The organism is Pantoea sp. T14 (assembly GCF_036663535.1).
Classification (GTDB): Bacteria; Pseudomonadota; Gammaproteobacteria; order Enterobacterales; family Enterobacteriaceae; genus Pantoea; species Pantoea phytostimulans.
The window spans coordinates 21,277-42,831 of the sequence record NZ_JAWUEB010000026.1; the positions used below are offsets into that span (position 1 = coordinate 21,277).

23 protein-coding genes are annotated in these 21,555 nt (G+C 49.0%); 10 read left to right on the top strand and 13 right to left on the bottom strand.

Annotated features, from left to right (window positions below; translation table 11 throughout):
- Positions 1-104: 104 nt before the first annotated feature.
- Positions 105-1,298, top strand: a complete 1,194-nt coding sequence (locus tag SC127_RS15165) for a multidrug effflux MFS transporter (protein WP_215846650.1) — start codon at positions 105-107, stop codon at positions 1,296-1,298.
- On the opposite strand, the gene dadX is transcribed toward SC127_RS15165, so the two are convergent.
- Positions 1,291-2,361 (bottom strand): catabolic alanine racemase DadX, encoded by a 1,071-nt coding sequence (gene dadX, locus SC127_RS15170; RefSeq protein ID WP_332627057.1) that lies wholly within the window; start codon positions 2,359-2,361, stop codon positions 1,291-1,293. The genes SC127_RS15165 and dadX overlap by 8 nt on opposite strands.
- A 19-nt stretch (positions 2,362-2,380) precedes the next feature.
- Positions 2,381-3,682: a D-amino acid dehydrogenase gene (locus tag SC127_RS15175; RefSeq protein WP_332627058.1), complete on the bottom strand. Its 1,302-nt coding sequence runs from the start codon at positions 3,680-3,682 to the stop codon at positions 2,381-2,383.
- Between the two features lie 507 nt (positions 3,683-4,189).
- Between SC127_RS15175 and SC127_RS15180 the strand changes: the two genes are divergently transcribed.
- On the top strand, positions 4,190-5,725 hold the full coding sequence (locus SC127_RS15180; protein ID WP_215846649.1) for a SpoVR family protein: 1,536 nt from the start codon (positions 4,190-4,192) through the stop codon (positions 5,723-5,725).
- A gap of 49 nt (positions 5,726-5,774) precedes the next feature.
- Here SC127_RS15180 and fadR read toward each other — a convergent pair whose 3' ends face one another.
- Positions 5,775-6,494: a fatty acid metabolism transcriptional regulator FadR gene (gene fadR, locus SC127_RS15185; RefSeq protein ID WP_243077804.1), complete on the bottom strand. Its 720-nt coding sequence runs from the start codon at positions 6,492-6,494 to the stop codon at positions 5,775-5,777.
- A gap of 449 nt (positions 6,495-6,943) precedes the next feature.
- Here fadR and dsbB point away from each other — a divergent pair, with 449 nt between their 5' ends.
- A complete protein-coding gene (gene dsbB / locus SC127_RS15190; protein ID WP_215846648.1) occupies positions 6,944-7,474 on the top strand; it encodes a disulfide bond formation protein DsbB in 531 nt (176 codons plus the stop codon).
- Between the two features lie 81 nt (positions 7,475-7,555).
- Here the strand turns inward: dsbB and SC127_RS15195 are convergent, their stop codons facing one another.
- The 3 genes from SC127_RS15195 to SC127_RS15205 form a co-directional block, all read right to left on the bottom strand.
- Positions 7,556-8,002 (bottom strand): YcgN family cysteine cluster protein, encoded by a 447-nt coding sequence (locus SC127_RS15195; protein ID WP_243077803.1) that lies wholly within the window; start codon positions 8,000-8,002, stop codon positions 7,556-7,558.
- 64 nt (positions 8,003-8,066) lie between these two features.
- The gene (locus SC127_RS15200; protein ID WP_215846647.1) at positions 8,067-8,723 is read right to left on the bottom strand and encodes a fumarylacetoacetate hydrolase family protein; all 657 of its coding nucleotides are present in this window, start codon (positions 8,721-8,723) and stop codon (positions 8,067-8,069) included.
- A 313-nt stretch (positions 8,724-9,036) separates the two neighbouring features.
- The gene (locus SC127_RS15205; protein ID WP_215846646.1) at positions 9,037-9,312 is read right to left on the bottom strand and encodes a YcgL domain-containing protein; all 276 of its coding nucleotides are present in this window, start codon (positions 9,310-9,312) and stop codon (positions 9,037-9,039) included.
- Positions 9,313-9,466: 154 nt separating this feature from the next.
- On the opposite strand from SC127_RS15205, the gene minC reads away from it, so the two are divergent.
- The 3 genes from minC to minE are packed head-to-tail and all read left to right on the top strand — an operon-like array spanning position 9,467 to position 11,287.
- The gene (minC, locus tag SC127_RS15210; protein ID WP_215846645.1) at positions 9,467-10,168 is read left to right on the top strand and encodes a septum site-determining protein MinC; all 702 of its coding nucleotides are present in this window, start codon (positions 9,467-9,469) and stop codon (positions 10,166-10,168) included.
- Between the two features lie 33 nt (positions 10,169-10,201).
- Positions 10,202-11,014, top strand: coding sequence for a septum site-determining protein MinD (minD, locus tag SC127_RS15215; protein WP_243077802.1), 813 nt, complete (start codon positions 10,202-10,204; stop codon positions 11,012-11,014).
- A 3-nt stretch (positions 11,015-11,017) separates the two neighbouring features.
- A complete protein-coding gene (minE, locus tag SC127_RS15220) occupies positions 11,018-11,287 on the top strand; it encodes a cell division topological specificity factor MinE (RefSeq protein WP_031374622.1) in 270 nt (89 codons plus the stop codon).
- Positions 11,288-11,341: 54 nt separating this feature from the next.
- Here the strand turns inward: minE and rnd are convergent, their stop codons facing one another.
- The 5 genes from rnd to SC127_RS15245 form a co-directional block, all read right to left on the bottom strand.
- Positions 11,342-12,463, bottom strand: a complete 1,122-nt coding sequence (gene rnd / locus SC127_RS15225) for a ribonuclease D (protein WP_215846643.1) — start codon at positions 12,461-12,463, stop codon at positions 11,342-11,344.
- Between the two features lie 103 nt (positions 12,464-12,566).
- Positions 12,567-14,240: a long-chain-fatty-acid--CoA ligase FadD gene (gene fadD, locus SC127_RS15230; RefSeq protein WP_215848268.1), complete on the bottom strand. Its 1,674-nt coding sequence runs from the start codon at positions 14,238-14,240 to the stop codon at positions 12,567-12,569.
- Positions 14,241-14,448: 208 nt separating this feature from the next.
- On the bottom strand, positions 14,449-15,042 hold the full coding sequence (locus SC127_RS15235; RefSeq protein WP_215846642.1) for a Slp family lipoprotein: 594 nt from the start codon (positions 15,040-15,042) through the stop codon (positions 14,449-14,451).
- A gap of 56 nt (positions 15,043-15,098) precedes the next feature.
- Positions 15,099-15,800 (bottom strand): tRNA (adenosine(37)-N6)-threonylcarbamoyltransferase complex dimerization subunit type 1 TsaB, encoded by a 702-nt coding sequence (tsaB, locus tag SC127_RS15240; protein WP_332627059.1) that lies wholly within the window; start codon positions 15,798-15,800, stop codon positions 15,099-15,101.
- Positions 15,801-15,845: 45 nt separating this feature from the next.
- Positions 15,846-17,756 carry an ATP-dependent DNA helicase gene (locus tag SC127_RS15245; protein ID WP_332627060.1) on the bottom strand — a complete coding sequence of 637 codons (1,911 nt, stop codon included), beginning with the start codon at positions 17,754-17,756 and terminating at the stop codon, positions 15,846-15,848.
- Between the two features lie 562 nt (positions 17,757-18,318).
- On the opposite strand from SC127_RS15245, the gene SC127_RS15250 reads away from it, so the two are divergent.
- From SC127_RS15250 to SC127_RS15260, 3 genes are all read left to right on the top strand, one after another.
- The gene (locus tag SC127_RS15250) at positions 18,319-18,627 is read left to right on the top strand and encodes a hypothetical protein (RefSeq protein ID WP_332627061.1); all 309 of its coding nucleotides are present in this window, start codon (positions 18,319-18,321) and stop codon (positions 18,625-18,627) included.
- Between the two features lie 277 nt (positions 18,628-18,904).
- The gene (gene ycgZ / locus SC127_RS15255) at positions 18,905-19,144 is read left to right on the top strand and encodes a regulatory protein YcgZ (RefSeq protein ID WP_215846639.1); all 240 of its coding nucleotides are present in this window, start codon (positions 18,905-18,907) and stop codon (positions 19,142-19,144) included.
- A 130-nt stretch (positions 19,145-19,274) separates the two neighbouring features.
- Positions 19,275-19,709: a biofilm development regulator YmgB/AriR family protein gene (locus SC127_RS15260; RefSeq protein ID WP_332627062.1), complete on the top strand. Its 435-nt coding sequence runs from the start codon at positions 19,275-19,277 to the stop codon at positions 19,707-19,709.
- Positions 19,710-19,784: 75 nt separating this feature from the next.
- Here SC127_RS15260 and SC127_RS15265 read toward each other — a convergent pair whose 3' ends face one another.
- Entirely contained in the window at positions 19,785-20,648 is an 864-nt protein-coding gene (locus tag SC127_RS15265) for a manganese catalase family protein (protein WP_332627063.1), read from the bottom strand.
- Positions 20,649-20,922: 274 nt separating this feature from the next.
- On the opposite strand from SC127_RS15265, the gene SC127_RS15270 reads away from it, so the two are divergent.
- Positions 20,923-21,267: a RidA family protein gene (locus SC127_RS15270; protein WP_243077795.1), complete on the top strand. Its 345-nt coding sequence runs from the start codon at positions 20,923-20,925 to the stop codon at positions 21,265-21,267.
- Positions 21,268-21,312: 45 nt separating this feature from the next.
- On the opposite strand, the gene SC127_RS15275 is transcribed toward SC127_RS15270, so the two are convergent.
- Positions 21,313-21,504 (bottom strand): YoaH family protein, encoded by a 192-nt coding sequence (locus SC127_RS15275; RefSeq protein ID WP_215846638.1) that lies wholly within the window; start codon positions 21,502-21,504, stop codon positions 21,313-21,315.
- Positions 21,505-21,555 lie beyond the last annotated feature (51 nt).

Below are 21,555 nucleotides of genomic sequence, written 5' to 3' on the forward strand. Positions count from 1 at the left end.
ACAACAGGCATCGCATTTTATGCGCGTTTATTTTCTTTCCTTTTGCCTGCTGAGTCATTACCCTCTTCGCCTCGTTTTAACGAACGTTTTACCCTCTGGTTGCTATGCAAAAATTTACGTTATTGTTATTAAGCTTGGTGCTGTTAGCGCCTTTAGGCATCGATCTTTATTTGCCCACTCTGCCTCAAATTGCTGAAGGTTTAGCTACGCCCGTCAGCCTGATTCAGATTACCATTCCGCTGTTTTTGCTGGTAATGGGGTTAGGTCAGCTCGTTACCGGCCCGCTGGTTGATAATTATGGCCGCAAACCTATTGCCCTGATTGGCCTGGCGCTCTACATCATCGGCAGCATCATTGCTGCCACAGCCACTTCCTGGCCGCTGTTCCTGATTGCGCGTCTGGTACAAGGTTGCGCAGTTTGCTGTACCGCGGTGGTGGCCTTCAGCGGCGTACGTGATCGCTTAAGCGGCGATGACGCCGCGCGTGCTTATGGATTTCTGAATGGCGCGCTGAATATCGTTCCGGCATTGGCACCGTTGCTGGGTGGATTACTGGCCAGCGCATTTGACTGGCGCGCGCCCTTCTGGTTCCTGTGCGGTTACGCTGCGCTGATCACGGTATTAGTGATCTTCTGGTTACCGGAAACCCGTCCCGCCAATACGCTGCGGGTAAAAGGCCTGCCGCTGGCGCAATACGCTGCAATTTTGCGTCAGCCGCGTTTCCTGGCTTTTGCCTTTGCCAACGCTGGCGCACTTGGCATGGTATTGACCTATGTTTCGCTGGCACCGCATGTTTTGATGACTGAAGGCGGTTTATCTTCTCTGCAGTTCTCTTTCGCTTTTGGCGCTAATGGGTTTTGGATCATGCTGGTTAGCGTGTTTGTTAATAAAGCGATTCGCAAAGCAGGCCGCCCATTTTGTCTGGCGATGGGATTTATTACCATGCTGCTCGGCGCGTTGCTGCTGATGGCAGGCATGTATTTGCTGCCCGCATCGATTCAAACGCATTGGACACTCTATATGCTGCCGGTCGCTGTTTCCGTAGCGGGATTAGCCTTTACTGTGGGTCCCGCCACCAGTTACGCGCTAGAGCCTTATCAGCAGCAGGCAGGTGTGGCTTCAGCATTGCAGGGTTTTATTCAGATGGCGGGTGGCGCAGCGGGCAGTTTAGTGATTGTTACTCTGCCGCTGGCTGAGAAAATGTCGCTGGCGTGGATGATGTTGTTAGGTGCAGCGCTGGCGTTAATTGCCTGGCGCTGCAGTAAAACAATTCAGGGTACGCTGACCGCGCTTAAATAACCTCGACCGGAACGCGTGGCGCAAGAGCACACATTAGCTCATAACCCACCGTTCCGGCTGCTTTTGCAACCTGATCGATTTTCACCTGGTCGCCCCACAACTCCACTTTCGATCCTATTCCTGCCTGCGGACAAGGCGTTAAATCGACAGTAATCATATCCATCGATACCGCCCCCACGACTTGGGTTACCACCCCGTCAACCCATACAGGCGTGCCGGTTGGCGCATGACGCGGATAGCCATCGGCATAACCGCATGCCACCACGCCAATGCGCTGCGCCTGCTGTGCATGGTAACGATAACCATATCCCACACCGTCGCCAGGATTTAACTGCTGCACCCCAATGATTTCGCTGGTTAAGCTCATCACCGGTTGCAAGCCGCTGCTGGCAATATCCTGCCAGTCCCCGCTTGGTGAAGCGCCGTATAAGACGATACCGGGACGCACCCAATCATAATGGGCTTCGGGATGCCACAAGGTACACGCTGAGTTAGATAATGAGCGTGGTGCGCTGAGGCCTTCTGCAGCGCGTTCAATACGCTGCATCGGTTCGATAATTCCTTCAGGGTTTTCAGCGTCGGCGAAGTGAGCCATCAGCGTCATGTCACCCACATTTTTCAACGCACGCAGTTTCTGCCAAACGCCATTGATTTGCTCAGGGCGAAACCCGAGTCGGTTCATCCCGCTGTTCACTTTTACATAGAGATCAATCGGTGCCGACAATTGCGCATTCGCTAATGCCTTAATCTGCCAGTTGCTGTGTACGCTGGTGGTTAATCGGTAACGGTCAATTAACGGCAGGTCCTGTTCATGAAAAAACCCCTCCAGCAACAAAATGGGTTTATTCCAGCCTTGGTCACGCAGCAAAATGGCCTCTTCCAGATTGAGTAGCGCAAAGCCATCCGTTTCGGCCAGGCTCTGCCAAATACGCGCAATACCGTGACCATAGGCGTTGGCTTTAACCACCGACCAGACGCGTGAGTGTGGAGCAGCACGGCGAACAATCGCCAGATTATGCCGCAGCGCCTGTTGATTAATGGTGGCGACAATGGGACGTGACATTCTTCCTCTCCCTGAAAGCTTAACGGGTTGCGTTAGCGTTGCGTAACGGCGATGCGTTCGCGTTGAATCCGGGTAAGTAACGGAACACGGATAAATCATCCGCCGCAATTGCCGGTTTCTTACCGGAAATAAGGTCAGCCAGCAGTTGGCCGGAACCGCACGCCATTGTCCATCCCAGTGTACCGTGACCGGTGTTGAGATAAAGATTAGAGAGCGGCGTCGCACCAACAATCGGTGTACCGTCTGGCGTCATTGGGCGAAAACCCGTCCAGAAACTAGCCTGCTCAATATGACCGCCTTCAGGATAAAGATCGCTTACCACCATCTCCAGCGTTTCTCGCCTTGCCTCTAACAGTTTGGTGTTAAATCCAACAATTTCGGCCATCCCACCCACACGAATGCGATCGTCAAAGCGCGTTACGGCAACTTTATAGGTTTCATCCAGGATTGTTGAAACGGGTGCGGCATCGGCGTTCTTGATAGGAATGGTCAGTGAATAACCTTTCAGGGGATAAACCGGGATGTCGACGATGTTTTTCAGTAAGGAAGTCGAGTAAGAGCCAAACGCTACAACATAGCTGTCGGCTTTAATCACCTCTTCTCCGCATTTCACCCCGTAAATACGATTACCATTGCACAGGAGATGATCCACTGAGGTATTAAAACGAAATTCCACACCCGCTTCTTCTGCCATTTTGGCCAGGCGCTGCGTGAAAAGCTGACAGTCACCGGTTTCATCATTCGGCAAACGTAATCCACCGGTGAGCTTATGCTGCGTTGCCGCTAATGCTGGCTCAACGCGTGACAGCTCGTGAGATTGCAATAATTCATAAGGCACTCCCGCATCACGCAGCACGGCAATATCTTTGCTGGCACTGTCGAATTGCTGCTGAGTGCGGAACAGTTGCAAGGTTCCACCTTGACGACCCTCGTAGAGAATACCGGTTTCAGTGCGTAAGGCTTTCAGGCAATCGCGACTGTACTCAGCGATACGCACCATGCGGCTCTTGTTCTGCTGATAGTGGCTCATATCGCAGTTACGCAGCATGTTCCACATCCATTCCAGCTGGAAGCTGCTGCCATCCAGACGAATCGCCAGCGGTGCATGGCGCTGGAACATCCATTTAACGGCTTTGAGCGGGACGCCGGGCGCAGCCCAGGGAGCCGCATAGCCTGGCGAAATCTGGCCTGCATTTCCTGCACTGGTTTCCATTGCCGCTGCTGACTGACGATCAATGACCGTCACCCGATGTCCCGCTCGCGCCAGATACCAAGCGCTGGCTACGCCAACAACACCACTACCGAGAATCACTACGTGCATATCTCCCCCCGCCGCAAGATGTAAAGCATAATTCACTAATCTCAAGGATATATTCAGCGCAATGATTTAGCTGGAATTACCCTCAAATTCATACAACTATTTCACATCTTTTTTATCAAACTGGTAACTAAAATCTTATCAATGGTAGAAAATTAGTGATTTATGCGTCTTTTTCCATAAATGCGGGAATTAATGACGATGGCTTTAGTTAATTCATCTTTTATCAGGAGAATAAGCCAACCCCATACATTGTACTTATAAACAGGATATTATCCTGACAATAGAGGTAGTGGAGAAATATAAGGTTGTAAAATTTACCTGCATAAGTTTCGAAATGATTTTCTGCCAAATAAATTCGTTTGAGTTCCGGTTTCGGATAGGCGACAGTGGGCTATCATTGAAGTGTTCGCTCAGTTTTTTAGGTTTTTCTTTCTCAGGATGAAGCCTTAAATAACCGAAACGGGCTACCCATAAGGGTAAGCCAGTTTGCTAAAACAGAGGTGCGCTATGACGACTATCTTTGACGAGCCCATTAAGGACAGCAAACGACTCAGTGACGGACCAGACTGGACATTTGATTTACTTGATGTCTATCTTGCTGAGATTGACCGCGTAGCCAAACTCTATCGGCTCGATACCTATCCACACCAAATCGAAGTGATCACCTCCGAGCAAATGATGGATGCCTACTCCAGCGTCGGCATGCCTATCAATTATGCGCACTGGTCCTTTGGCAAAAAATTCATCGAAACTGAACAGCGCTACAAACATGGCCAGCAAGGTTTGGCTTACGAGATTGTGATCAACTCCAATCCTTGTATTGCCTATTTGATGGAAGAAAACACCATGACGATGCAGGCGCTGGTGATGGCGCACGCCTGCTACGGTCACAACTCTTTCTTCAAAAATAATTATCTGTTCCGCAGTTGGACCGACGCCAGTTCGATTGTTGATTACTTACTATTCGCTAAGAATTACATCACTGACTGCGAAGAACGCTACGGCGTAGAAGTTGTTGAACGGCTGCTGGATTCCTGCCACGCGCTGATGAATTACGGCGTTGATCGCTATAAGCGTCCACAGAAGATTTCGTTGCAGGAAGAGAAGGCGCGACAGAAAAGCCGCGAAGAGTATCTGCAAAGTCAGGTAAATACGCTGTGGCGCACCTTGCCGCGTCGCGAGAAAGAGACGGTGCAGGTTGAAGCTGCTCGCTACCCTTCTGAACCGCAAGAAAACCTGCTCTATTTCATGGAAAAAAATGCACCGTTGCTCGAACCGTGGCAGCGCGAGATTCTGCGTATCGTTCGCAAAGTTAGCCAATATTTTTATCCGCAAAAACAGACGCAGGTGATGAATGAAGGCTGGGCGACGTTCTGGCACTACACCATCCTAAATCACCTTTACGATGAAGGGAAAGTGTCTGAACGCTTCATGATGGAGTTCTTGCACAGCCACACCAATGTGGTGTTCCAGCCGCCTTATAACAGTCCTTGGTACAACGGCATTAATCCCTATGCGCTGGGCTTTGCGATGTTCCAGGACATCAAGCGTATTTGTCAGACGCCAACCGAAGAAGATCGTTACTGGTTCCCAGACATTGCTGGATCGGACTGGCTTGAAACGCTGCATTTTGCGATGCGTGAATTCAAAGATGAAAGCTTCATCAGCCAATTCCTGTCACCTAAAATCATGCGTGATTTCCGTTTGTTCACTGTGCTGGATGATGACCGCAATAATTATCTGGAAATTGCAGCCATTCACGATGAGGCGGGATATCGAGCGATTCGCCAACAGCTTTCGGCGCAATACAATCTCAGCAACCTTGAACCTAATATTCAGGTCTACAACGTTGATTTACGCGGTGATCGCTCGTTAACGCTGCGCTATGTGCCACAAAGCCGCACGCCGCTGGATAAAAGCCGTCGTGAAGTGCTCAAACATGTGCACCGTTTGTGGGGATTTGATGTAATTTTGGAACAGCAGAATGAAGATGGAAGCGTTGAACTGTTGGATCGAAATCCAGCGCGAGGCAGCCCACTTTAATTTTATGCAGCGTGAAAAAAACCGGATGGGATGTCCGGTTTTTTTATATTTATCGCTTGCTGCCTAAATCATCGGGCAGATTTTTTTGCATGCTGTGCCAGATTTCGCCACTGCGACGTCCGTAATTTCTTACGGTTTCAACAATTTCATCTTGAGCGGGTTGTCCGTCACACAGGCTCAACAGTTTTTGATAGAAATCTCGTGCAACCTGGCGCGCTTCTGGGCTTGAGAAATAATGACGCCCAACACGGGTATACAATCCTTTCAAACCGTTAAGAATCAGGCCATAGATAGGATTACCCGAGGCGAAAGCCAGACCGCGAAATACGCGATAATCCATCTCGGTGTAAGCATCAGCGTGATCCTCAGCAATCGCGACGGTTTCCAGCACTTCTCTGGCTTTTTCAGGGTGATGACGTAGCGCGCGGCTGATAAAAATTGACGAAATATTGGTGCGCACTGACAGCAGATTATCGATCAAAACCGGCACGCTATCGTGATCGAGTCGTGCCAGCGTTTCAAGAATGTTGAGTCCTGACGTTTCCCAAAAATCATTAACGCGGGTAGGTTTACCGTGTTGAATGGTTAACCACCCATCACGCGCCAGGCGTTGTAAAACTTCTCGCAGCGTGGTGCGCGTTACCCCAATCAATTCAGAAAGCTCACGCTCAGCAGGCAAAATTGATCCCGGCGGAAAGCGGCTATTCCAGATGCTTTCAATAATATATTCTTCAGCAAATCCCGCTGGGCTCTGAGCCTTAATGACCATAGCAGTTTGTTCTCGTTGCTTTCTTTATCATGATGGGCACTCATCATACCAGACGCCCTATAGCGGATATAGCCTGCGAAACTATTAAAAGCGGGCGCTGACGCAAAATTCAGCCGCTTTCTTTCTCATCCCATGCCGGGATTTGCCTCAGCCCTACCTGAATAGGATTTTTTGAGACTCAACTGTAAAAACATCAAAAGGATAATGCAGTATTTTTGATGCGCTAACTTTTTAGCGCGGTGCTCTCCAGCGTGGTCATCTTCTTCCTGGCGATCTATCACCCACAGCATGTCGAACACAGGCTGAATTCACGTGCCGCATTTTCAACGCTTCAGCTAGCCAGGATCAATGTTACGTCATGTTTGTACATGATTTTACGCGAAGCCAGGCTGGCGTAGAGACGCTTTTGGTTTACACTGCGGAGCATTAACGTTTACAGGGAATGCAATATGTTGCGATATCTAAATCAATGTTCTCGTGGTCGTGGAGCATGGTTATTACTGGCTCTAACGGCGCTGGCACTGGAACTGACGGCGTTGTGGTTCCAACATGTTATGGGTTTAAAACCCTGCGTGATGTGTATTTATGAACGCAACGCACTCTTCGGAGTGATGGGCGCGGGAATTGTCGGCGCCCTTGCACCAAAATCACCATTACGTTTAGTCGCCCTGTTGATGTGGTTATACAGCGCGTGGGAAGGATTGCGTCTTTCATGGGAACACACCATGATTCAGCTGCACCCGAATCCTTTTACAACCTGTGATTTTGCCGCTCGCTTCCCAACCTGGCTGCCATTAGATAAATGGCTGCCCGCTGTGTTTGTTGCCAGCGGCGATTGTGCAGAACGCAGCTGGACCTTTATGACATTGAGCATGCCGCAATGGATGATTGTGGTGTTTGGTGCTTACCTGTTGGTCGGATTATTGGTGCTGATTGCTCAGCCTTTCAAAGCCAAGCGTCGCGATCTTTTTAGCCGCTAACCTACGCTAAACGCAAAAAGGCTGCCTGAGGCAGCCTTTTTCTTATGCGATCTTTTGTTATCTCATTCTTCACTGCAAAACCTAGCCGTTACGATCGGGCCGGTCAATGATGTGGTCTTCCCAATCGCGGACTTCGCTTTCTCGTACCGCAATGTAACGCACCGAAATCCGCTGTGCATGCATCTCTTTTTTTGAGCCAGCCCGTAAAGGGTGCCATGCAGGTAAGGTTTTGCCTTCACCTAACAAACGGTAAGCGCAGGTACGCGGTAGCCAGTTAAACGTGGTGAGATTTTCCCGCGTCAGCTTGATGCAATCCTCTTCCAGTTCAAAACGGCGTTCATAGTTGCGGCACTGGCAGGTTTTAATATTGAGCTGGTTACAGGCGACGTTGGTGAAATAGATCTCATCCGTGTCGGCATCTTGCAGTTTGTTCAGGCAGCACTGACCACAACCATCACACAAGGATTCCCATTCCTCATCGCTCATTTGTGCCAGGCGTTTATGTTGCCAGAAAGGGGTGTCAGTCATGATCAATGTCCTGCTTTAAATCAAACCGCACCTTATAAAGCCTCTGGTGCGGCGATGCAAGTTTTTACAATACGCGGGTGCTAATTCCGTGGCCCGCCAACGACACTTCCAGCGTATCACCAGAATGCATTGGGCCAACACCTTCCGGCGTACCGGTTAGCACCACATCTCCGGCGCGCAGGGTAAAGTACTGACTCATATGCGCAATCAGCGGCAGGATTTTATGGATCATATCCGACGTATTGCCATGTTGTCGAACCTCACCATTAACCACCAGCTTCAACTCAACATTTTGTGGATCGCTAAACTCCGATACAGGGATAAAACCCGACAGCGGACAAGAGTTATCAAATCCTTTTGATTTTTCCCAAGGCTGGCCCGCTTTTTTGAATCCAGCTTGCAGGTCACGCAGGGTAAGGTCCAGCGCCACACCGTATCCGGCGATCGCTTTTGCCACATGTTCTTCGGTTGCCTGTTTCAATGTGGCCCCAATGAGAACCGCCAGTTCGATTTCGTGATGAACCTCACCAAAGGCGCTGGGAATTGACAGCGGCTGACGCAAATCACACAACGCCGTTTCCGGCTTGATAAACACCACCGGCTCAGTTGGCGTAGCGCTGCCCATTTCCTTAATGTGTTTCGCATAGTTGCTGCCGACGCAAACCACTTTGTTAACCGAATAGTCCAACAGAGCGCCTTGCCAGTTACGATGCTGATACATGCTAATCCCCTGCTTTTGTTAGGTGTGGCGCCAGCGATGCTGGCAGATTGATGAGTGCGCACGCGTTGGTCAGAAAGCCAACCTCGTCGGCAAATAATAAGATGCTTTTAACGGTAAGGTATGTGGAAATTGTCAAAAACCGTTAATTTGTCGACGACAGTGGCGATTAAGTGCGCAGAAACGTTACCGGAGGACATAAAAAATAACGCTAATAACGGCGTAATTACGCCGCTGTTAATAATGTAAAGTTGTAAAAAATATAATTCGCTAAGAAAGAGCTGATCAGATAATTATATTTACAGATGAATCCGAATTAATCTTTTTTATCCGATCCAAGATGAACTTTTAGCAAATTTTCAATCGGTGGTGGAAGCTGCAAATAATAGCCTTGTTCGCTTAAACCTTGCTTAACTTTATTGATATCCGCATTAGCCAGTTTGTCGCGCCCCTCCAGCGTTAGCACCATTGCCAGCTTTGGCTTACCAAAGCCTTTGAGCAGCGCTTCCGGCACCCTTGAAAAATCGTCTCTTTTTTCAACATAGAGATAAGTTTGATCACGCATTGGACTTCTGTAGATCACACAAAACATATTTTTTACTCGAATTAACCCGCAATGAGGCTTGTCTGAATATAGCTGTAACTATAACATGCTTGCAGTACTTCGAATATTCACCGTTTTTGTAAAATGATGGATTTATCATCGCTTAGCAAACGGTAGTGAAAACAGGACTGAGTCGGGACAGATGTCGCAAACGCCAATCGAATTCAAAGGTAGCAGTTTCACCCTGTCTGTCGTTCATCTGCATCACCACGATCCTGAGGTGATTCGCAAGGCACTTCAAGACAAGATTGACCAGGCTCCAGATTTTCTGAGAAACGCACCGGTGGTGTTGAATGTTGCGACGTTGACCGGAGATGTGAACTGGAAACAGTTGCAACAGGCGGTGCTGGCAACAGGTTTGCGTATTGTTGGCGTCAGTGGCTGCAAAAACGAAGCGCTAAAGCGGATGATCGTCCGTGCGGGTTTGCCCGTTTTGGCAGAAGGTAAAGAGGGGAAAAAGCGCAGCGAACCCCCAGAGCCAGAAGCGAAACCGATCGTGGCCGAACCGGTTGCCACTAAAACTCGCATCGTCAACACACCTGTTCGCTCGGGTCAGCAAATCTATGCGCGCAATGCCGATCTGATCGTGACTAGCAGCGTCAGCGCCGGGGCAGAACTGGTTGCCGATGGCAATATCCATATTTACGGCATGATGCGCGGGCGGGCGCTGGCGGGTGCCAGCGGCGATCGCGATTGCCAGATTTTTTGTACCAACCTGGCTGCAGAGTTGGTCTCAATTGCCGGCGAATACTGGATTATGGATCAGATCCCGGAAGAATTTTTTGGTAAAGCCGCGCGCCTCTCGCTTCAGGATGGCGCGCTGACTATCCAGACACTTAATTAGGCCCCTTTTCTTTCGTTAAGGAAATCAACATTTATGGCACGCATTATTGTAGTTACATCCGGTAAAGGGGGCGTTGGTAAGACCACGTCAAGCGCGGCCATCGCCACCGGTTTAGCGCAGAAAGGCAAAAAAACGGTAGTTATCGATTTTGATATTGGTCTGCGTAATCTTGATTTGATTATGGGTTGTGAACGTCGTGTTGTTTATGACTTCGTCAATGTCATTCAAGGCGATGCCACACTGAATCAAGCGTTGATCAGAGATAAGCGCACCGAGCAGCTCTACATTCTGCCCGCTTCACAAACGCGCGATAAAGATGCGTTAACACGTGAAGGTGTAGAAAAAGTTCTGAATGATTTAGCGACCATGGAATTTGATTTCATCGTCTGCGACTCACCAGCAGGTATCGAAACCGGTGCATTAATGGCGCTCTATTTTGCAGATGAAGCGATCATTACTACCAACCCAGAAGTATCTTCAGTACGCGACTCGGATCGTATTCTTGGCATCATCTCTTCCAAGTCTCGCCGTGCTGAAAACAGCCAGGATCCCGTTAAGGAGCACCTGCTATTAACCCGTTATAACCCTGGCCGCGTCAGTCGTGGCGACATGCTGAGCATGGAAGATGTGCTGGAAATCCTGCGCATTCCGCTGGTTGGTGTGATCCCAGAAGATCAATCTGTCTTGCGCGCCTCCAACCAAGGTGAGCCGGTGATCCTCGACAGCGAATCTGATGCTGGCAAAGCCTATGCCGATACCGTTGAACGGTTACTCGGTGAAGTTCGCCCCTTCCGCTTTATTGAAGAAGAGAAGAAGGGTTTCCTGAAACGCCTGTTCGGGGGATAAACCATGGCATTACTCGATTTCTTTTTATCCCGGAAGAAGAACACTGCCAATATAGCCAAGGAAAGGCTACAGATTATCGTGGCAGAACGCAGAAGGGGCGACAGTGAGCCCCACTATCTTCCGCAACTTAAGCGCGACATTCTGGAAGTGATTTGCAAATACGTGAAGATCGACCCGGAAATGGTTACTGTCCAACTCGATCAGAAAGGAGATGACATCTCAATTCTGGAGCTGAACGTGACCTTACCGGAAACGGAAGAAGTGACTAAATGACACCAGCCGTTTCCTGAATTTCCCCTGCGCTGTTGCAGGGGAAAGTTCAAGAGACTAAACGTCAGCCAGAATTTTATCGATACCCGGCTTTAACAGCTCGCCCCGCCATCCTGTCAGCAATTCGGGTAGACGTCCCTGTGGCTTTAATCCCCAGTGTTGACTCAATACCTGATTAATCTGTCGACGCGATGCCAACAGTTCCTGACTAAATCCGCTCTCTTCACTTACCTGCTGCACCAACGCTTTCATCGCTTTGAATACCTGCTTGTAGTGCGGATGATCGATCAGATTACCCAGCGGCTGCGGAAGTTCACTTTCATCCAGCGCCTGCGCCTCAGCAACCAGCGCCACCAGCGTTTTACCGTGAAAACGAATCTCATGGCCTGACAAACCCAGATGATCCAGTTCACCCAATGAACCCGGCATAAAGCGCGCCACTTTCCATAAGTGCTCTTCGCGCACGACAAAATTAACTGCCATATCTTTTTCACGCGCCACTTTCAAACGCCACGCAGCTAAGCGTTGCAGTACCGCCAACTGGCGTGGACGCAATTGCCAGGCATTGGTGATATCGCGCCAGGCTTCTTCTGGTGCCAGCGCATCCAGACGACGCTGACAAAGGTTGTCGCACTCGCTCAGCGCAGCAGCCATATTGCCCGCTTCGGTAGTTAACGCCATCAGCTGATGAGCGATTGGCAACAGATAATGCACATCTGCTGCTGCATAAATGCATTGGCGCTCCGTTAATGGGCGCGCCAGCCAGTCGGTGCGCGATTCGCTCTTATCCAGTTCAACCTGAGTGAAGTGCGCAACCATTGAAGCGAAGCCCCATGAAAGCGGCTGACCGGAGAACGCGGCCAGGATTTGCGTGTCGATCATCGGCTGCGGCAATACGCCAAAACGATGCAGGAAGACTTCAAGATCTTCGCCACCGGCATGCAAAAATTTAGTGACCTTGGTGTCAGTCAGTAAATCAATAAAAGCGGACCAGTCACTGATTTTTAAAGGATCGATCAGAACCAGCTGTTCATTATCGAACAGTTGAATCAAGCCCAATTGCGGATAATAGGTGCGGGTGCGGACAAACTCAGTGTCGAGCGCCACAGCGGCATGTCGGCGCGCCTTTTGGCACACCAAAGCCAGTTGATCATCTTGGTCAATCAGGGAATAGTTCACGTTCAATTTTCCACCGCAGCAAACAACGCGCGGTGCTCCATGTTAAAAGCAATAAAAACGCCGGTCATCGCCGGCGTTCAACCTGTAAATGTGTTGAGGCTCATTAGGCGCTGGGTTTCGCCTCATCACGCAATTCCCGGCGTAGGATCTTGCCGACGTTGGTCTTTGGCAATTCTTCGCGGAACTCGATAATTTTTGGCACCTTGTAACCGGTTAACTGGCGACGACAGTGATCAAGCAACTCTTCTTTGGTCAGAGACTGATCCTTTTTTACGATGCAGACTTTCACTGCTTCGCCGGATAAATCACTGGGTACGCCAATGGCCGCAGCTTCACGCACTTTAGGATGTTGCATTAGCACATCTTCAATTTCGTTAGGATAAACATTGAAACCGGAAACCAGAATCATATCCTTTTTACGATCGACAATGCGGATAAATCCTTCCTGATCAACGGTAACAATATCACCGCTGTGGAGCCAGCCATTTTTAAGCACTTCAGCGGTGGCGTCTGGATGCTGCCAGTAACCTAACATCACCTGCGGGCCACGAATGCACAGCTCACCCGGTTCACCTGGCGGAACATCATTACCCGCATCATCCAACACCCGAACGTCGGTTGATGGAACAGGCAAGCCAATGCTGCCAGTGTGGCTACTGATGTCATAAGGATTAACCGAAACCAGCGGCGAACACTCTGTCAGACCATATCCCTCCAGCAAATAGTGCCCGGTCAGTTTTTCCCAACGCTCAGCCACCGCTTTTTGCACTGCCATACCGCCGCCTGCAGAAAGGCGCAGCGTAGAAAAGTCGAGTTTGTTAAACTCCGCGTCGTTCAACAGGGCGTTAAACAATGTATTGACGCCAGTGATCGCGGTGAACGGAAATTTGGCCATTTCCTTCACGAAACCGGGAATATCGCGTGGATTAGTGATGAGCAAATTTTGTCCGCCCAGCTCCAAAAAGAGCAGCCCGTTAACTGTTAAAGCGAAGATGTGATAAAGCGGCAATGCCGTGACAACGCACTCTTTACCGTCACGCAGCACTTTGCCATAAGTCGCGCGGGTCTGTTCGAGGTTGGCCTGCATGTTGCGATGCGTCAACATCGCCCCCTTCGCTACGCCCGTGGTGCCGCCGGTATATTGTAGAAAGGCTAAATCGTCATTGCTGATTTCAGGGCGTTGATACGGCATGTCAGCGCCAAGCTGCACTACGCTGCGAAAGGAGATCGCGCCCGGTAGATGATATTTGGGAACCAGACGCTTAATGTATTTCACCACGAAATTAACCAGCGTCGCTTTTACCGGTGCCAGTTGATCACCCATTCGCGTCAGGATGACGTGCTTAACTTGGGTCTCCGCCGCCACTTTTTCCAGCGTATGCGCAAAATTAGAGACGATGACAATCGCGCTAGCCCCACTATCGTTGAGCTGATGCTTTAACTCGCGCGGGGTATAAAGCGGGTTAACATTCACCACCACCATTCCCGCACGCAATACACCAAACAGCGCCACTGGATATTGCAGTAGATTTGGCATCATTAACGCTACACGATCGCCGGGTTTAAGCTTCAATGCATTTTGTAAATAAGCGGCAAAAGCCCGGCTTTTTTGCTCCAGTTGACGGTAGGTCATTTTTTGACCCATATTCCAAAACGCAGGTTGTTCAGCGTAGCGCTTTGCGGCTTGCTCAAACAGATCCACTAAGGAGGTATAACGATCTGCACTAATTTCAGCCGGAACATCAGCCGGATAGCGTTTTAGCCAAACCTTATTCAAGGATGCACCCCGATAATCATGTTGTATTCCCATCGCCGCCTCGCCCAACTGGTTTGTTAACAATATTTTAACTGATTGTACCAGTCTGCGTATTTCGGCCTTTAGAGGTTGCGAAGTTCATCACTAAATTTCGTGCCAGTGAAAAAGCACAATAAAAAAGCCCGGTTACGCGCGCTGCGACCGGGCTGAAAAATTAAACGAGCCAGATCTATTCTGTCAGGATAGTTTCCACCTGAGCGGGACCGCTGCTATACATGCCCCAATAAGGATTTGGCCCCCAATAACCGGCACGATGCCGCGTTGGTCCGTACCAAATCCACGGATCAATGGGTTGCGGTGGCGACATCACCTGTTTGGTTAAATGCCAGCGTTGATAACCCCGCACATCGATCACGACAAAGTTATATTTGGCTTCACCAATCATTCCCGCTTCAGTGCCTTTGATGGCTCCTAGCACGGTTACAAACTGGTCTTTTACGTCGACGGGATCGACGAAGCCATGAATATCAGCGTATATCCGTCCAACGGAAGCCGCGCCAAGGCGTGGACGTGCGCTATCATCCAGTGGCTGGGTCGCAATTTCAAGGCGGGTTTTGCCATTGAGATTCTTCACGTTGACCACCTTGCCGCCAAAACGTGACTCCTGACCTTTATAAATGGCTGGATCATTCATCACGCGCAATAGATCTTGCTGCGGAAGCGCCGAGCCGCCTTTAATGTTGTCCGGGATGGAAACACAACCCGTTAAAATCAGCGTGCAGGTCAACAACAGGCCCGACAGGCTCTTACGGCAAATTGACATAGGCGATCTCCAGATAATAATTGTTTAGACTGGTCGCATAACAATAAGTTGCGTGGCTATTCGCGGCCCGGTAATTTTTTCCAGGCGACTTCATTACGCAAGTAAGTCGGTTCCGCATGTTCAGGCAGAACCGTTTTGCCCTGCTCAAGCGCCTGTTGTGCTAATGGCAGCATATCTTGCGCAGCCGGAAGCAAAACTTCACTTGCAGTAAGTTGCAGCGCATGACCTTGTTGTAATTCAGGATAGGCTTGCCAACCGGTGCCAGCGGTGTGCCATTCGCCTTCCAGCGCCTGCATGCGTGTTAACGCCGCCTCTGGCGATAGTACGCTTTCACTGGCTTCACCCTGCCATACGCCTTTCTCATCACGCTGATATTCGGCCCAGTAAACTTCACCCATACGCGCATCAATGGCAGCCAACACCCGGCTGGCGCCCTGTTGACGCCAGGCACCTTGCGCTAGCGTGGCTAAAGTCGATACACCAATCATCGGTAGCGTTGCACCAAACGCTAAACCTTGTGCGATGCCAATGCCGATACGTACGCCGGTAAAACTGCCAGGGCCACGACCAAAAGCCAGCGCATCTAGCTCAGTTAATTCAAGCTGCTGTGCCACTAATAATTCTTCAACCAGCGGGAGAATACGCTGCGTATGATCGCGCGGCGCAATTTCAAAGCGAGCATCAATATGTTGCTGATTTAACAACGCGGCTGAACACGCTTCTGTCGCAGTATCCAGCGCTAAAATTCGGGCAGACATAACCACCTCTGGAGATTCAAAAACGGCGCGCATCTTAGCACAAAATTACGCTGTCGGTTGCTGACGAATGAACGCAATAGCACGGCCAATATCACGCGTACGCGGCGTGGGTGGCAGGCTGTTAAGGAACAAGGCGCCATAAGGACGCGAGACTAAACGCTGATCGCAAATCACCAACACCCCCCGATCTTCAGTATCACGAATGAGACGACCGACGCCCTGTTTCAGCGTAATCACCGCATCCGGTAATTGCACATCCGCAAACGGATCGCCGCCGCGAATGCGGCAATCTTCCATGCGCGCTTTTAACAGCGGATCTTCCGGTGATGTGAACGGTAATTTATCGATGATAACTAATGAAAGCGCATCTCCCCGCACGTCCACGCCTTCCCAGAAACTGCTGGTCGCAACCAGCAACGCGTTGCCTTTCTCAATAAATTGTTTGAGCAACTGACCTTTGCTGGTCTCACCTTGCACTAACACTGGCAATGTCATTGAGGCGCGGAACTCTGCCGCCAGCTCACGCATCATCAGGTGAGAGGTGCAAAGAAAGAAGCAGCGCCCTTTATTGGCATCAATAAGCGGTTTCATCATCTGCGCCAGTTGACGCGCACCGCCGGGGCGATTGGGTTCAGGTAAATGACGCGGCACGCAAAGCAGCGCCTGCTGGGAATAATCAAACGGGCTGTTGAGGATGAGGCTTTTCGCCTGATTCACGCCTAAGCGATCGGCAAAGTGATCCATCTTTTCATCGACCGCCAGCGTGGCGGAGGTAAAAATCCATGCAGCTTTGCGATTATCCATGACTTCGCGGAAGCGTTCCGCTACAGAAAGCGGCGTCAACGCCAGGGTAAAATGCCGTGAAGTGCACTCATACCAATAACTAAAGCCGGGTTCGCTAATGGCGCGCAGCCGCTTCAGGCGAGTCCGATAAAGAGCGGCACGCTCAAAAGCGGCATCCAATAAAGCGGAACGACCCAGCGACATTTTTATAACGTCGTAACAGAGTTCCAGCGCATCATCTAATAAGGTGAACATGCGCATAATATTGTTATCGCTGAGCAAGTCCCGCAAATTGCCGCGATAGCCCGGATCGCCCAAGGATAAGCGAAAATCTTGCGCGCATTGCGCCAGGCGATCGGCTGATTTTTGCAGTTGCTGTACATCGCGTACTTCAGTGCGATAAGCAATGATGATGTCTTTGGCGAGATCCAAAAGCTGGCGGCTGGAAAGTTGTTGGCCAAAATATTGGCTGGCAATATCAGGCAGCTGATGGGCTTCATCGAAGATCATTACGTCAGCTTCAGGGATCAATTCAGCAAAGCCACTCTCTTTAACCACCAGATCAGCCAGAAACAGATGGTGATTCACCACCACGACGTCAGCATCCATGGCACGTTTCCGCGCTTTAACGACAAAACACTCTTTATAGAGTGGGCAGTCGCTGCCGAGGCAATTGTCGTTGGTGCTAGTGACCAAAGGCCAGATTGGGCTGTCTTCTGTTACGCCACCACAGCTACTGATATCACCATCTGCGGTTTGCGATGACCATCCACGTAACGTGACAAGATCGGTCAGCGCCTGAACAGTCAAATCGCCGCCCGCCATGGACTGCTGTTCCAGACGTTCAAGACAAAGATAGTTTGAGCGCCCTTTTAACAAGGCCGTTTTGCCCGTGAACTTCAGCGCTTTGGCAATGGTGGGCAGATCGCGGCTATAAAGCTGGTCCTGCAAGGCTTTAGAGCCGGTGGAAACGATAACCTTTTTACCGGCACGTAACGCTGGGGCTAAATATGCATAAGTTTTTCCTGTACCGGTTCCCGCTTCTACCACCAGTTCGCCCAAGCCTTTTACGGCTTCTGAGACCGCCTGCGCCATTTCACGCTGCGCTTCACGGGGTTTAAAACCAGCAATCGCCTGCGCAAGCGCGCCATCCACTGCAAAATCGTCTGCCACATACCCTCTCAAAGAACAGCAAAAACACTGTAATTATGTCAGTATTGTAGGCGTTAAGCAAAAGGCCCGAATTATCGTAACGTTTGTATTAACCCTTGTTCTTTAAGCAATTAAACAGTTACCTCCCCCTTTATGCTACGCGTTGTAAAATATTATTTTTGAAAGACAAGCCGATTCAGACGCGAAAAGAATTGAGGAGAATCGACTTGAAGCCAAAATTAAAACAAGCATTAAATATATTTGTTTTTAATCACCGGTTAACCCTCTCTTTTTTCAGCCTTATTAATTAAAGCTATTAGCCCTCTAAATGACACATAAACCTCAATAAAAATAAGTGATTATCTGCAGTTCATATCACGACGAATTATCAGCGTTTATTCATTACGGATTATCACGATTTATTCCAGAAAATTGCAGCGATAATAATAGTGTCAACAACCTTTGCCTATTGCTGTTATAAGCTGAAGCCAACAACGTCGCTCCCAAAATCATTATTTTCTGCTAGGCTTAAATTTCAACACTAGGTAAATCACTACAACATCAATATAACGGAGGTACAACTTTGCTATTTCATGATGAACAAAAAGGACATGCCGTTATTGGTGAAGCAGCGGTAAGTCTCGCCGTTAACGATCAGCAAATCAGTGTCGATGCGTTGATGAATAAACTGACTTTGATGGCCGAGGTGGAGAGCAGTGATGCGCGTCTACAACTCATTTATGACGCGCGGAAATGGTTATCAAGCTTCTTGCAGCCGGCAAACCGCAATCGCGCTGAGCTCAACTGGCTCACGCTTACCGGTCAACCCAAAGAGGGAAACCGTATATTTGGTACCGATCTTTGGCTGCAGCAAAGCGCTTTAAAAGAGTAACCTGTAGCGCTTTCCGGCAGATGCACCCCTCTGTGCATCTGCTTTCTCCTTCCTCAAGCAAGACAAATCCTGAACACCCTCAGCCGATCCGCTTTTCTGATCAAAAAAATATTAGTTCATAGCTGTGACTTAAGTGATTGTTTATCCTTAAATGGTTTCTTAACGTTAAAATTAAATCCCTAAGCTTTAACGAATCCCTGTACAAAGGTTTAGTTTTTGTATAACTTTCGCCTCAGAAAACGCCGATCACCAAATGATGACATATTGAGGGTAGAACATGCGCCAGAACGGACTCGTACCGAATTCCGCAAACGACATTGCCCGCTATTTTAACAAGGCTTCGCTACCCTCCCAGCAAGAAACCCTGGGACAGATTGTTGTCGAGATTCTTCGTGCAGGCGGCAATCTCAATCGCAAATCCTTGTGTACCAAATTAGTGCGCCGTCTTGAACTTGCCTCAAGCGCTGAAGAAGAACGTCATTATCATGTTTTGATTGGTCTGTTATTTGGCCGCTGATGATTTCATCGCTCATTCACTGGGTTCATCCATTAATTTTACTCAGCGAAAAGAGAAATGAATAAAAGACGTTTTTGCGCCTACCTTTACGGCTTATCCTTGAAAGTTTCATCCAATAATTAATAATCTTTTGGGATTCAGTTATCTCCAAAAGAGAAAAGTAAAATGCCTTATCATTTCAGAAAGAGATCGTAAAGCGCCGAATCGTCAATTGGCGCGCGTCATATATATAGTTTTAACAAACAGCGCTGATGAAAATAAACACTGGATTGCTTCCGAAAAACAACAAATTATAGTCGAGAATATTGTAATGCAGCACAGCACAATCATTAATAATAGTTCTGCCTCTCTTTCAGATAGCGGAGACAGGTATTCTCCAGAAACTCAGCTTTTAAATGCGATTGTAGAGCGAGTTGAAATGGCTAATGGGCATGTCAGTAATAAAGCGATTATTCTTTTTATTATTGCTGAGTTGGAAAGCAGTTCTGATCACGTAAAACAGGATCTGCTAAGAACGCTGTTGGAAAGGGTTGTCAGCAAAACACCCGACGATCATGGGTTTTGATTTTACGTTTAGATCAGCATAAAAAAACCGGCAAATGCCGGTTTTTTTATGACTTGAGCATTCAGGCTCAGATGATTATTTTTTCAGAACAGAAGGCGATGATGCAGATGCTGAAAGCATTTGTTCCGACTGCGCACCTGACCCCGCACGAGCATGCCCTAAAACAGGTTCTTCACCCAAAATATCAGGCTGCTCTTTCGCACTAAATTCGCCCACTCCATCAAATGCCGGTCCTTCACTCCAGCGTCCTTTAGGCAGTGGTTTGTCTAATGAAGTATTGAGGCAGTAATAGGAATGTTCCTGCGCCTCTTCAGATTGCGGGAAACTATTAGGAATGGGTAGAGAAGCACTCAATCCGCCCATATCCTCAATGACCGCCAGCCACTGTTGCTGGTGCATTGTGTCGCGAGCAATCAGGAAAGAGAGAAAATCTTTCATTCCCTTATCTTCCGTAAGATTGTACAAGCGGGTAGCCAGCACGCGGCCTGTTGCTTCCGCGGTAACGTTAGCCAACATGTCCGCCGCGACGTTTCCAGAAGCATAAATGTGACTCATATCGAATGATACGCCGTTTGCATTAACCGGCATCGCAGCCAGGCCAGATGACAATATATGACGCGGATTCATTCCGCCCAGAATCGCATTAACCACCGGATCTTTTGCAGAAGCTTCCTGATAAGAAAGCGGTGCACCCTCCAGATTAAGCGCAACAGCATGGCCAAGCATTTCAATATGGGCTAACTCTTCTGTTGCCGTTGATATCAGTAGATCTTTAATGCGCGCATCACCGCGTGCGCCCATCGCCTGAAAGAAATACTGCATCGCAACACGGATCTCGCCTTCAATCCCACCAATCGCTTGTTGCAGCAACATCGCAAACTCGGGATCGGGCTTTTCGACACGGACGGGATACTGAAGTTTTGATGAATGATGAAACATGGTTTTCTCCTGGTAAGTGATTCGCCTGAAGTTGCCCATTAAGCCTGGAACGAGGTCGCTGAGAATAAAAGCGTAACGAGAAGGATTCGCATTAGGATATTTTGTGTTTTTATTTTAATTTCAACTAATTAAGCGGAGAAAATTTTTATGACTTAATCTCTAAAAAAGAGAAGCCAATGCTTTCAGTGATGGCTTTTACGCCTGTTTTTAACAAAAGATGACAGCAATGGCAGAGTTATGTCAGGCTAATCGACTTAAAACTAAGGAGAAGAACATGAGCATTACGCGTATTGACCCGGAACACCGCATGTCTGAAGCCGTGATTCACAATGACACTGTTTATTACACCAGCGTGCCGGAAAATCTGGATGCAGATGCGGAAGAGCAAACGGCAAATGCTCTCGCTGTTATTGATGCACTGTTAACGCGCGTGGGAAGTGATAAAAGCAAAATCCTTGATGCCACCCTATTTCTGGTCGACAAAGCCGATTTTGCTGCAATGAATCGCGCCTGGGACGCATGGGTTTCCCCCGATAACGCCCCCGTTCGCTGTACGGTTCAGGCCGGTTTAATGAACCCAAAATACAAAGTTGAAATCAAAATTATCGCTGCTCTTTAAACCATACTGAAATAGACGAAACTGAAGTAAGCAAAACGGCGGGCGTCAGACTTCTTCATCCTCGTCTTCATCTTCAAAGAGCGCTCGAATTTGCTCGCCTTTATGATTTTGACGAATTTCTTGAGCAACCTGAGTGATGGCTTGACCGCTAGACATGCCGCCCGCCATCAACTCCTGAATCCGCTCAACTGCCTGCTGCTGCTGTTCGTGAGAAAGTGCCGGTAAACCTGTAAACATGTTCTACTCCTGGTTTTGGGCGGACATTATTCCACGTGGAACTAACAGGTG